The organism is Thioalkalivibrio sp. ALJ2, assembly GCF_000378325.1.
Taxonomy (GTDB): domain Bacteria; phylum Pseudomonadota; class Gammaproteobacteria; order Ectothiorhodospirales; family Ectothiorhodospiraceae; genus Thioalkalivibrio.
Window position 1 is genome coordinate 78,852 of the sequence record NZ_KB899559.1, and the last position, 11,905, is coordinate 90,756.

The 11,905-nt window shown below is 65.5% G+C and carries 14 protein-coding genes; 4 read left to right on the forward strand and 10 right to left on the reverse strand.

The window, feature by feature from the left end; all coding sequences use genetic code 11:
- The first annotated feature begins 9 nt into the window (after positions 1-9).
- The 3 genes from serS to F468_RS0111775 all read left to right on the forward strand — a co-directional run bounded on the left by serS (position 10) and on the right by F468_RS0111775 (position 3,068).
- Positions 10-1,299 (forward strand): serine--tRNA ligase, encoded by a 1,290-nt coding sequence (gene serS / locus F468_RS0111765; protein WP_018649352.1) that lies wholly within the window; start codon positions 10-12, stop codon positions 1,297-1,299.
- A gap of 21 nt (positions 1,300-1,320) precedes the next feature.
- Positions 1,321-2,349, forward strand: a complete 1,029-nt coding sequence (locus F468_RS0111770; RefSeq protein ID WP_018174444.1) for a thioredoxin fold domain-containing protein — start codon at positions 1,321-1,323, stop codon at positions 2,347-2,349.
- A gap of 311 nt (positions 2,350-2,660) precedes the next feature.
- Positions 2,661-3,068, forward strand: a complete 408-nt coding sequence (locus F468_RS0111775) for a hypothetical protein (protein ID WP_018139189.1) — start codon at positions 2,661-2,663, stop codon at positions 3,066-3,068.
- 311 nt (positions 3,069-3,379) lie between these two features.
- Here the strand turns inward: F468_RS0111775 and cyaY are convergent, their stop codons facing one another.
- From cyaY to F468_RS0111790, 3 genes are all read right to left on the reverse strand, one after another.
- Positions 3,380-3,703: an iron donor protein CyaY gene (gene cyaY, locus F468_RS0111780; protein WP_012982299.1), complete on the reverse strand. Its 324-nt coding sequence runs from the start codon at positions 3,701-3,703 to the stop codon at positions 3,380-3,382.
- A 101-nt stretch (positions 3,704-3,804) separates the two neighbouring features.
- On the reverse strand, positions 3,805-4,197 hold the full coding sequence (locus F468_RS0111785; RefSeq protein WP_018995242.1) for a DUF423 domain-containing protein: 393 nt from the start codon (positions 4,195-4,197) through the stop codon (positions 3,805-3,807).
- A gap of 16 nt (positions 4,198-4,213) precedes the next feature.
- Positions 4,214-4,486 (reverse strand): hypothetical protein, encoded by a 273-nt coding sequence (locus F468_RS0111790; RefSeq protein ID WP_018139187.1) that lies wholly within the window; start codon positions 4,484-4,486, stop codon positions 4,214-4,216.
- A 131-nt stretch (positions 4,487-4,617) separates the two neighbouring features.
- Here F468_RS0111790 and F468_RS0111795 point away from each other — a divergent pair, with 131 nt between their 5' ends.
- On the forward strand, positions 4,618-5,178 hold the full coding sequence (locus F468_RS0111795; protein WP_018993614.1) for a hypothetical protein: 561 nt from the start codon (positions 4,618-4,620) through the stop codon (positions 5,176-5,178).
- Positions 5,179-5,215: 37 nt separating this feature from the next.
- Here the strand turns inward: F468_RS0111795 and F468_RS0111800 are convergent, their stop codons facing one another.
- From F468_RS0111800 to F468_RS0111830, 7 genes are all read right to left on the reverse strand, one after another.
- Positions 5,216-5,971 carry a class I SAM-dependent methyltransferase gene (locus F468_RS0111800; protein ID WP_018174446.1) on the reverse strand — a complete coding sequence of 252 codons (756 nt, stop codon included), beginning with the start codon at positions 5,969-5,971 and terminating at the stop codon, positions 5,216-5,218.
- A 2-nt stretch (positions 5,972-5,973) separates the two neighbouring features.
- Positions 5,974-6,216, reverse strand: a complete 243-nt coding sequence (locus F468_RS14340) for a SlyX family protein (RefSeq protein WP_081601215.1) — start codon at positions 6,214-6,216, stop codon at positions 5,974-5,976.
- On the reverse strand, positions 6,203-7,183 hold the full coding sequence (locus F468_RS0111810) for a D-2-hydroxyacid dehydrogenase (RefSeq protein WP_018649353.1): 981 nt from the start codon (positions 7,181-7,183) through the stop codon (positions 6,203-6,205). Before F468_RS0111810 ends, F468_RS14340 begins: the two co-directional genes overlap by 14 nt.
- A 180-nt stretch (positions 7,184-7,363) precedes the next feature.
- Positions 7,364-8,053, reverse strand: a complete 690-nt coding sequence (locus F468_RS0111815; protein WP_018139182.1) for a Bax inhibitor-1/YccA family protein — start codon at positions 8,051-8,053, stop codon at positions 7,364-7,366.
- A gap of 95 nt (positions 8,054-8,148) precedes the next feature.
- Positions 8,149-10,221, reverse strand: coding sequence for a SulP family inorganic anion transporter (locus tag F468_RS0111820; protein WP_018649354.1), 2,073 nt, complete (start codon positions 10,219-10,221; stop codon positions 8,149-8,151).
- 317 nt (positions 10,222-10,538) lie between these two features.
- Positions 10,539-11,123, reverse strand: a complete 585-nt coding sequence (locus F468_RS0111825; RefSeq protein ID WP_018139180.1) for a hypothetical protein — start codon at positions 11,121-11,123, stop codon at positions 10,539-10,541.
- Between the two features lie 59 nt (positions 11,124-11,182).
- Entirely contained in the window at positions 11,183-11,905 is a 723-nt protein-coding gene (locus tag F468_RS0111830) for a class I SAM-dependent methyltransferase (protein WP_018995244.1), read from the reverse strand.

The window sequence follows — 11,905 nt, forward strand, 5'->3', positions numbered from 1 at the left end:
ATTACCGACATGCTGGATATTCGCAGTCTGCGCCAGGACCTGGACGCGACCGTGGCGGCCCTGGCCAGCCGCGGCTTCGAGCTCGACCGCGAGCGCTTCGAGACGCTGGAAGCGCGGCGCAAGGACCTTCAGGTTCGTACCCAGGAACTCCAGAACGAGCGTAATACCCGCTCCAAGGGGATCGGGCAGGCCAAGGCGCGGGGCGAGGATATCGAGCCCCTGAAGGCCGAGGTCGGTCGTCTGGGTGATGAACTCAAGCAGTGCGAGGCCGACCTGCATGGCGTGCAGCAGGAGCTGGACGCGCTGCTGATGCGCATCCCGAACCTGCCGCAGAAGGACGTGCCCGTCGGCAAGGACGAGGAGGCGAACGTCGAGGTGCGCCGCGAGGGCACCCCGCGCGAGTTCGATTTCACCCCCCGCGACCACGTGGACCTGGGCCTGCCCGGCGGCTGGCTGGATTTCGAGGCGGCGGTACGCGTGGCCGGCTCCCGCTTCGTGGTGATGCGCGGCGAGATGGCGCGTCTGCACCGCGCGTTGACCCAGTTCATGCTCGACCTGCACACCCAGCAGCATGGCTACCAGGAAACCTATGTCCCGTACCTGGCGAATCCGGAGTCCCTGGAGGGGACGGGCCAGCTGCCCAAGTTCGATGAGGACCTGTTCTCGGTGGACTGCGACCAGCGTTTCCGGCTGATCCCGACCGCCGAGGTCACGCTGACCAACCTGGTGCGCGAGCAGATCCTCGAGGCCGGCGCGCTCCCGCTGAAGATGACCGCCCACACCCCGTGCTTCCGCTCGGAGGCGGGCAGCTACGGGCGTGACGTGCGCGGCCTGATCCGCCAGCACCAGTTCGAGAAGGTGGAGCTGGTGCAGGTGGTGCATCCGGAACAGTCCGGCGCGGCCCTGGAAGAGCTGCTCGGGCACGCGGAGACGGTGCTGCAGGCACTGGAGCTGCCCTATCGCGTAATGCTGCTGAGTACCGGCGACATGGGCTTTGCGGCCGCGCGCACCTATGACCTGGAGGTCTGGTTGCCGGGCCAGCAGGCCTACCGCGAGATCTCCTCGTGCTCCAATTTCGAGGCCTTCCAAGCGCGGCGTATGCAGGCCCGCTTCCGTCCGGAAGCAGGCAGCAAGCCCGAGCTGGTGCATACCATCAACGGGTCCGGTGTCGCGGTGGGTCGTGCCCTGGTCGCCCTGCTCGAGAATCACCAGCAGGCCGACGGCTCGATCACGGTCCCGGAGCGGCTGCGTCCCTATCTCGGTGGAACCTCGGTCCTGAAACCGCCGTCTGAACAGTAAGTTGATTCAGGCGGGGTGGATGTGAGCCAAATCGGAAAGCCAACTGCGTTCGTCAGTCTGCTGGTGCTGCTGCTTTGCTGGCCGCTGTGGGCGCAGGCCGAGATCGAGGAGGGCTTCGATTTCGACGATTCACCGCGGATCATCGGCCTGCACGCACCGGACTGGTTCGAGCTGAGCTTTCTCGATCTGCCGGAGGACCTGGAACGTGCCGTGGAGCGCGGCAAGCAGGGGCTGGCCGTGTACTACGGGATGGACGACTGCCCGTACTGCGAACAGCTGTTCGAGGTGAATTTCGAGAAAGAGGACATTCGCGCGCAGCTGTCGGACAACTTCGATGTGGTGGCGATCGACGTGCTCGGCGACCGCGAGGTGACCGGGCTGGACGGGGAGGTCAAATTCGAACGCGAATATGCCTCGGAACAGCGGCTTAACTTCACCCCTTCAATTGCTTTCTATGATGCTGACGGCGAACGCATCCACCAGATGCGGGGATACTACCCGCCGTATCGATTCCGCGCGCTGCTCGACTTCGTGACGGAGCGTCACGACCGCGAAATGAGTTTTCGTGATTATCTCGACCGCGCCGACCCTCCGCCCAAGTTCGACACGGACGACATCAACGAGCGCGACTTCTTTGTCAACGAGCCCTATGCGCTGGATCGCAGCAAGATCCCCGCGCAACGGCCCCTGGTGGTGTTCTTCGAGCGCGAGGCCTGCCATGCCTGCGATATCCTGCATACCGAACCGTTGCAGGAAGACGAGGTGCTGGACCGCATCGCCCTGATGGATGCCGTCCAGCTGGACGCCGAGGACAGTGACACGCCGGTACTGACCCCGGACGGTCAACGAACCAACCCGCGCGACTGGGCGGCGGAACTGGACGTGCACTGGGCGCCGACTCTGATCTTCTTCGACGAGACGGGCGAGGAGATCATCCGCATTGATTCGGTCGTGCACCTGAACCGGCTGCGCAACGTGATGGACTATGTGCTCACGCGCGGCTATGAGGACTATCCAACCTTCGAACGCTGGCGCGCCCAGCAACCATAGCCGTTAGGGAAACGCTGATTCATGTACACACTCGCGTTGGCACCCCCGGTTTTCCGAGAGAAGGCGCGGTGCGCAGCCGGTAGCGGTTCTACCGGCAAGGGCCGCAACGCAGGATCGGGGAACCGGGGGTGCCAACCCCAAGGGGCTCGGCCGCCCGTTTTTGATGACAACGGGCGCGCGCCCGGCGTTGCGGTTCCCTTGTGCAGAATGACTGCACGGCGGTCACCGCGCCTTGTTCGCACGCAAAAGCGACTCGAGCGCGAGCGTGTACATGAATCAGCGTTTCCCTAGGCGGCCGAGGACCGAACTGCATGCATTTCGAACGTGACTTCGTCGTGCGCAATCGCGATGTGCTGGAGGCCATTGTGGCCCGCGCTCATCGTGTCGCGCTGGGGATCTTTGTGCTGACCTTCAGCGGCTACGGGATCGCCGTCTGGCTTTGGTTTCAGGAGCAGATGTGGGCGGCGCTGATCACCGCGACCGTCAGCTACCTGGTGTTTCGCCAGTTCCGCATGCTGGCGCTGGGGATCGCGCGCATGCCGCTGCGAGGGGACCCCCAGGCGCTGGAAGCGACCCGGGCACTGGATAACGCGCTGGAAGAGGACCGGCCGCATCCGGTGCTGGCGGAGCTGGAGGCCCACCTGCGGGCGCTGGATGAGGAGGGATCTCCGGAGGCGTCGTCGCAGGAGGGTGAAGACGGCCGGTCGGGCCGAGACTAGGGAGACGCTGGTTTAATCGCACGTCCGCGTTGGTGCCCCCTGTTTTCCGAGACAAGGCGCGTCGTGTAGCGGGTAGTGGTTCTACCCGCCCGTTTTTGATGAATGCGGGGCGCAACGCAGGATCGGGGAACAGGGGGCACCAACCCCACAAGCTATTGAAAGCAGGAGCTCGGCCGCCCGTTGTTGATCAAAAACGGGCGCGGGAACGGCGTTGCGGCTCCTTTGTGCAGAATGACTGCACGGCAGTCACCGCGCCTTGTTCGCACGCAAAAGCGACTCGAGCGCGGACGTGCGATTCAATCAGCGTCTCCCTAGAGCTCGACGCGTACGCCCAGCTTCTGCCCGATCACGCGGGCCACGGTCTCGTGCAGGTCGTCCCCGTTACGGTCATCCAGCCAGGCATCTTCGTCCTCGTTGTAGCCGAAGTGAGCCGGGCCCTCGGGCGAGGACAGCCAGATCTGCTGCGCAGCCTCCTGGCGGTTCAGGATCATCTGCGCCCCGTCCTCGAATTCGAGGGTCAGGACACCGTCGATCAGGTCGATGTCCAGGTCGTCGAGACCGTCCTGGTCGCTCAGGCGGTTGTAGATCTCGTCGAGGGTCTGTTCGGCGAATACGGCGAAGGAGGGCTGGCTCATGGGTCTCTCGGTTCAGTCAATGCTTGTGGCGCAGGCAGTATAAATGTTGGATGCGCTGAGAAAAGCCAAGTCTGGCTTTGTCCGGGTTTGCAAATGTCTTGCTACGCCCGCCAGGCGGCGATCGCCAGGCTCAGCCAGCCGAGGATGAAGGTGGTGCCGCCCAGAGGTGCGATGGCTCCCAGTACGCGCGGGGCGCCCAGTGCCAGGGCATACAGGCTGCCGGCAAAGAGCAGGATGCCAAGCACGAAGGCGACGGCGCTGGCGGTGGCCCAGCCGCTGGCCAGGTGCGACCACAGCGCTGCCAGTAGCAACAGGGCGAGGGCATGGATGAAGTGATACTGGACGCCGGTGTCCCAGGTGGCCAGCGCGCGCTCGGACAATCGTTCTTGCAGGGCATGTGCGCCGAAGGCACCGAGCACCACCGCGATGGCGGCGAGCAGGGCCCCGATCACGACTAGGGCGCGGATCATCGGCTCGGTCTCCGTACCTGGCATCAGTGTTTCCCTAGGGCTAGGCGTCGTCGCCCATCTCGCTGTCGTAGTCCTTCCCGGGGATCCAGCCGTGCTCGCGGGCACGCTCGATCGCTGCATCGTGGATGCGCGTGTGGCGCTCGCGAAGCTCGGGCGGGAGGTTGGCGATGCGCAGGTCGTACTTGTCCCACTCGGCGTTGACCTGGTCGTGGAGCTGCTGGATGCGCCCGAGGTCCCACCCCTCGCAGGTCTCGGTCTCCGGCAGGAAGCCGAAGACCCAGGCATCGCGGATAATATTGCCGACCGGCGTCATGCCGCCGTACAAGTCATTGTGGATGCCGATGTAGTGGCGGCGTCCGGAGCGTCTGGCTGTAGTCATGCGCGTAGTGTAGAGGCACGCCGGCCAGGCGCAAAGCACATTCTTTACAGACCGGGGTACTCACGATGCAGCCCGCGGGCGAAAGCCTGAATCGAATACGGATCCGCGTCCTGATGAAGCTGATGGTGCTGGGCGGGGTGGTGATGTTCGCCGGTGTCCTTGCGAGCTACGCCCTGTCCATGCTGGGTGGCGGGGAGACCGAGCGCCGCGTCGTGGAGCTGGATACGATCGCCCCCGGCCAGCTCAAGCGGCTGGACTGGGAGGGTCGGCGCATCCTGGTGCTGCACCGTGACCCGGCCCTCCAACAGGCGCTGGGTGAAGATGACGAGCTGGTCGATCCACGCGCCCGCCGGGGCCAGCAGCCAGACGGGCTGGAACTGCCGCTGCGCAGTCTGCGGCCGGAGTGGCTGGTCGTGATCGGCGAGAGCACCGATCTCGGCTGCGAGCTGGATCTGGTGCACCCGGACGCGGCGGACGACTGGTCCGGCGGGTTCGTCGATCGCTGCCGTGGGGGCCGCTATGATGCCGCCGGACGGGTGTATGACGGGCAGGACGCCCGGCGCAATCTGCCGATCCCCGAGTACCGTTTCTCCGGAGACGACAGGCTGATTCTGGGTGGTTCGTGATCGGTGAGGCGCGCGTGGGCGGGCCCGGAGGCCGGATTCAGGCGTGCACGGTGGGTGCGTAGACGTCGAAGCGTACGCTCTTGCCCCGGACGCTGCCCTGGGGCGTGTCGGGACCCAGGGCAGGGGCATGCAGGGGCCGCTTGACGACGACCCGCCGCGTGGCCGCCTCGCGCAGACGCTGCAGCGTGGTTTCCGGGTCGGGGTCCGGGGCGCCCTCCATCAGGGCCTGGGTCAGCTGCATGTCCTTCTTGACCGCGGCGCGCTTGGCCCGCTCCGGAAACATGGGATCGAACACGGCGGCGACGGGCGGTGTGCCCAGGGTCGCTGGCGTGGCCAGGCCCGCGTGCAGCGTGATGCGCTCGACAATCGGGGCCAGCGCCTCGTCATGGGCGGCGCGCTGCAGGGCATCCGCCAGCAGCAGGTAGACGACCGGGTGGCGTTCCCAGGCATCCACGCGGAAGCCGTGCGCGGCCAGCAGCAGCGTATCGCGCCCCAGGCCGGCGGTGGCGTCCACCACATGGCTGTCTCGCGGGATGTTGCCCATGGCCCGGATCAGGCCCTCTCGCTGATGCCCGCTATGGGCCAGACGATATCCCTGACGGCCGGTGGCAAAGTCCAGATGCAGACGCAGTTCGCGTCGACCCTCCTCGCGGATCAGCGACAGCCCGTGCGCGCCGACCTCCAGTACCAGGGGCGCCTCGCCCAGGTGGCGATAGCCGTGGGCTCTCAGGTAGTGGTCGATCTCCCGGCCTCGGGCCTCCTGCCCGGGTTCTGCGCGGACTTGAAGGGTCACGGTCAGTAGTGCGGCGGAGGCGGCTCGTTGCCGTCTCCGGGGCCGCCACCCTGGTCCTCGAGTTCCCGCAACCGGTCGCGGAGCCACTGGAGCTGGCGGCGCAGTTCCTGGTTGTCCTGCTGGAGCTCGTGCTGGACGCGGGCCTGCTCTTCCTGGGTGTATTCCTGATGCGCCAGGCGAACTTCCAGCGCCTCGATCCGCGCGATCAGTTCGTGGTCGGTGCGGGATGGGTCAGCTGACGACATGGCGGGGCTGTCCCTGGGCGAAAGAGTGGATGTTGGCTGCGACCTCCTCGATCACGTGCTGACGGGCACCGCGGGCCGCCCAGGCCGTATGTGGCGTCAGCACAAGGTTCGGGATGTCCGCTGCCAGCAGGGGGTGGTCTGCGGGCGGGGGCTCGGGCTCCAGGACGTCGATGCCGGCACCGCCCAGGTGGCCCGCTCGCAAATGCCGCGCGAGGGCCTCGGGATCGACCAGGCCGCCACGGGCGGTATTGAGCAGGATTGACCCAGTGGGCATCTGCCGCAGTGCGTTGTCGTCGATCAGGTGGCGGGTTTCGGGGGACAACGGGCAATGCAGGCTGACCACGTCGCTGGTCGCCAGGAGCTCGGGCAGCGGGATTCGATCCGCGTCATCCGCAGGCGAGGGCACCGCCTTGCGCAGGCTTGCGGCCACCTGAACCTGCATGCCGAAGGCCCGGGCGACGCGTGCCGTGGCCTGGCCCAGTACGCCATGGCCGATGATGCCCAGACGCATGCCCGCCAGGGTCCGGATCGGGTGATCCAGCAGACAGAACTGATCGGACGCGCTCCAGTGGCCGGCGCGAATATCGGCGCGGTAGTCGTCCAGCCGCGTGACCAGCGTCAGCAGCAGGGCAAAGACATGCTGTACCACGGAGTCTGTCGCATAGTCGCGGGCATTGCTGACCGTGATGCCCGCCCGGTTCGCGGCGGCGACATCGATATTGTTGGTGCCGGTGGCCGCCGCGCAGACCAGCTGCAGGTTTGCGGCCGCGGCCAGCAGCGACTCGTCGAGCACCACCTTGTTGGTGACCACAACCTCGGCACTGGCGATGCGGGCGGCGATCTCGTCGGGGTCTGTGCGCGGGTGCAGGTCCCACTCGGGAAGGGCCTCGCGCAGGGGGGTGAGGTCCAGGTCGTCGCGATCCACCGTGGACAGGTCGAGAAATACCCCGTGTCGCAGTTCAGTCATGGCGTTTACCAGGCGAAACGGTGTTGCGACGCTTGCGGACAGGATCACTACCGACCGCACGATGCGGCTTGCCTCGGAAAACCTGGGGTACCAACGCGAGCGTGTACATTGATCAGTGTTTCCCAACAAAAGGGCCCCGCATCGCGGGGCCCGAATCGCTTGCCTGTCGGCCTGCGACTGTTAGTTGTCGCCCATGAAGGCGTGGAACAGGTTCAGCAGGTGGAGGAACATCACATAGAGGTTCGCGTACAGCGAGACCGTCATCATGATGTAGTTGGCCTCCGGGTCGTGGATCATGCGGCTGGTGTCGAACAGGATCGCCGCCGACAGCAGCAGCACCACGGCCGCCGAGATGGTCAGCGACAGCGCCGGGATCGCCAGGAAGATGTTCGCGACGATCGCCAGCAGGGCGACGATCAGGCCGACCACCAGGAAGCCACCCAGGAAGCTGAAGTCCTTCTTGGTGGCCAGGGCATAGCCGGACAGCGCGACAAAGGCGACCGCCGTGGCGGTAAAGGCATTGCCGACGATCTGCGGCCCGTTGGGCAGGCCCAGGTACATGCTCAGGATCGGGCCGAGGAAGAAGCCCAGCACGCCGGTGAAGGCGAAGGTCAGCACCAGTCCGAGCGCGGAATTGCGAGCGGCATGGATGGCGAACGGGCCGCCAATCAGGACCGCCAGCAGGACCAGCCAGTGCACCGCCGGGGCGCCCACAGCCATCGCCACGAAGGCCATCACGGCGCTGAATGCCAGCGTCACCGACAGCAGCATGTAGGTCTGGCGGATGACCTTGTTGGTCGAGATGGTCTCGCTGATGGAACCGGTGCTGGACGGATTGCGACTCGAGCGAACGATCTGGTCTCGGGACACGGGTCAACTCCTCTTGGGTTCGTAACCTGCTCAGTGTAGCGATTGACGCCGGTGGGTGCAGCCCTTTTCGCCGTCCGTGGCGTGGGCTTTGGCGATCACTTGATTGGCTCACCCACGCGTTCGGAGATCTCCTTAACCGCGTGGTCGGTGGACTTGAAGATGTTGTCCTTGCCGATAATGTCCTCGAGCCCGGTGCGCTGTATCACCTCCAGGACCTGTGCCTTCACGCCGGCGAAGACCAGGGTGATGCCGCGCGCCTTCAGGCGGTGCACCAGCTGGTGGATCACTTCCTCGCCGGAGGCGTCGATCTCGTTGATGCCCTTGCCCACCACGATCAGATACTTGGCCTGTGGGTGGCGCGCGACCAGGTCCAGTACCGCGTCCTCGAAGTAGGGGACGTTGGCGAAGTACAGCGAGCCGTCGAAGCGCATCAGGCCGACCTTCTCGTTGGTCTCCAGCCCGTAGCGCTGGGCCTCGCGAAGCGTCCCGTCGTCGTAGCGGGCCAGTTCGCATACGCGCGGCTGCATGGTGCGGTACAGGTACAGCACGATGGCCAGACCGGCACCCATCAAGATGCCGTAGTCGAGATTCGGGGCCATCGCCAGGGTGGCGATGAAGGTGACCACCGCGGCCGCCCCGTCATGCTTGTTGGCCACCCAGGCGTGCTTGATTGCCTTGAAGTTAATCAGCCCGACCACGGCCATCATGATGATCGCCGCCAGTACCGATTGCGGCAGGTGGTAGATCAGGGGCGTCAGGAAGAGCAATGCGATCCCGATAAGCACGGCTGTAAATACCGAGGCCAGGCCGGTGCGTGCACCCGAATTGAGGTTGACCGCCGAGCGCGAGAACGAACCGCTGACGGGGTAGCCCTGTGTAAAGCCGCCGGCGATGTTGGCCAGGCCCTGTCCCATCAGCTCCTTGTTCGGGTCCAGACGCTGGCCGGTGCGCGCGGCCATGGCTTTGGCGATCGCAATGGCCTCGGTAAAGCCGACCAGCGCGATCACGAAGGCCGTGGTCAGGAGCGTGGTGATCGTTCCGAAGGTGATCTCTGGTGCGGAGATTGACGGCAGACCCTGGGGTACGTTGCCCACGACAGCGCCGCCACCATTGAGCGAGACCTCATCGCCGTCCACTTGCTCGATCCGCCACGAGGTGCGCTCGGCGCGTTCGCGTTCGGCATCCGTCATGTGGTCATCGGCGATGAAGCGCTCGGGTTCGTCGTCCGTCGCCGGGAGTCGGCGCAACGTTGTGTTGCGCAACTCGTCGCGCAGTGGGGCGAGCTCGGCGCGCAGTTCATCGCGCTGCAGTGCGGCCTGCTCCTGCTCGAAGCGCAGGGCCGGTGCATCGCCACGGGCCGCCTCCTGAATCTCGAGTTCCAGTTCGCGCACGCGGTCATCCAGATTGGCCGCCTGTCCCTGCTTCTCCTCGATCTGCTGGGCGAGTTCGACCAGCTCGCCAGGCGCAATTTGTGCGAGCGTCGTGTCGGCCTTGCGCTCGTACCCGATCAGCCAGGAGACCAGGATGGTGACAACCACCGCGACCAGCACGCCCGGAATCTTCGGGGCGACGCGTTTCATGCCGACCATCAGCGCGATCGCGCCCAGGCCGAAGGCGAGGGTGGGCCAATGGGTGTGCCCCAGCTCCAGCACGACACCCCAAAGACCCAGAAGGAAGTGGCCGGAGGTGTCGATCGGTACCCCCAGCAGCTTGTTGATCTGGGACAGCCCGATGATGATCGCGGCGGCGTTGGTAAAGCCGACGATCACCGGGTGCGAGATGAAGCTGACCAGCGCGCCCAGCTTGAACAGGCCCATGACCAGCTGGATTACGCCCACGATCAGGGCGAGCGCAATCGCCAGCATGATGAATTCGGATGAGCCCTCGGCCGCCAGCGGCACCAGGGCCGATGCCGTGAGCAGGGATACCACTGCCACCGGGCCGGTGGCGAGCTGATTCGAGGAACCCCACAGCGCGGCCACCATCACCGGCAGCAGCGAGGCATAGAGCCCGTACACCGGAGGCAGACCGGCCAGTTGCGCATAGGCCATGGATTGCGGGATCAGGACCAGGGCCACCGAGATCCCCGCAATCAGATCCGCGTTGAGCGTTTCCTTGGTGGGACGCCAGCTCAGGAACGGAAAGATGCGCAGCAGGATCGAATTCATGGCGGTACTCGCTTGGCCTGTTCGTGACGAAGACGACGGCTAGTCGAGCGATCCCGCGTGCCTGGCGCACCCGGGCTGTATGGCTGCCAGGGCCGTCGTCACGTGATTGGCAGCCATCTCTGGCCCGGGGTTGGGCCGGGCGCAGTCAGGGGAGGGAAGATTATAGAAGGTCGGCTTATTTTCTTCTATCAAAGGCATTCAATACGATATATAGCCTTTAGGGTATATATCGCACTCGCTGGAGCGCCCAACCCTGCACAAAAAAGCCCCGGTCACCAGCGGCGACCGGGGCCTTCCAGCGTATGCTTCAGCGTGGCTTACTGCGGGGGTGCCATGCCCGGGCTTCCGCCCTGTTGCATTTCCTGCTGCAGGGTTTCCAGACGCGCGATGATGTCATCGATGTCCGGATTCTCTTCGCGCATCGCGGCCATCAGGTCCTCGCGCAGCGATTCCTGAGCGGAGATGACCTCCTCGTCCTGCGCGACGGCCTGCTGGGCCTCCTGCAGGTTCATCTGCGCCTGCTGGACCTCTTCGGACTGGATTACCTGCTGGCGCTCTTCGGCACTCAGGTCCGGGTCGCGCAGGCGTTCTTCGGCGCCTTCGAGGGTTTCAAGATCCTGGCGGGGCTGGTAACCGGCCTCTTCCATCTTGTCGAGCACCAGGTTCTCAAGCTCTTCGCCCTTGCGCTCCAGATCAGGGTTGTTCTCGATCGCCTGCTGCTGGGTCTCGGCCAGGGTCTGCTGCAGCTGCTGCATTTCCATTTGCGGGTTGGCCCCGCCTTCCTGCTGCCCCTGCTGGCCCATGCCTTCCTGACCCATGCCCTGGGCCATCACCAGCGGACTGGCGAGCGCAAGCGCGGCGGCGGCAATCAAACCGGCGAGAGGCCGGGAACGGTTCGTCATAACAACTCTCCTCGTGAAAGTACGGTGGGAAGCTTAGTGCGTGGCGACTTAACAACAGCTTAACAGGCGCGAGCCGAGGTTTCCGGGGCACCCCGGATTTCGTTGCAGGCTTCTCGTTTTTCGTTTCCCTGGGGCTCCGGGATGCGAAAAAGCGCAATGTCCGGTGCCGGCAGGTGGATCGCCCAGCCAAGATGCGCGGCGATCCAGCGCAGGGTGTCGGGCCCGTAGAAGGCCACGTGGGTAGGGTCGCGGCGATAGTGCCAGCGATGAAAGGCCGCCGCGGGGGGCGGCCAGCCGGTCATGATCGCAATCGTGCCGCCGGGGCGCAGAAGGGTGGCCATCTCGCCAAGGATGGCGATCGGGTCATGCAGGTGCTCGAGAACCTCGGTACAGGTGACGAGATCGAAGCATGCACGGGCTTCGGGACGGTCAGGTGCGAATACGGGGTCATGGGTCTGCATGGAGTAGCCGCGCGCACACAGCATGTCCGCCAGTACCGGATGGGGGCCGCAGCCCCAGTCCACGCCCTGCGCCGGTGGCGGGCAGTGCGCCTCCAGCGGTGCAAGCAGGCGGCCCAGAAACCGCCGATACCCGGGGTCGTCCGGCCGGTTTTCGTGTGTCTGGTAGTACTCGCGCTCGAATGCGAGGGTGGGCCAGCAACGGTGCTTCAGGACAATCAGCGAGCAGCCCCTGCAGCGCTGGTAGTCCCCGGGCGAAGGGTCGCGCACCCCGCGGCTGAAGAACGGGCGCAGAGGTGCGGTACACAGCGGGCAGCGGTCCAT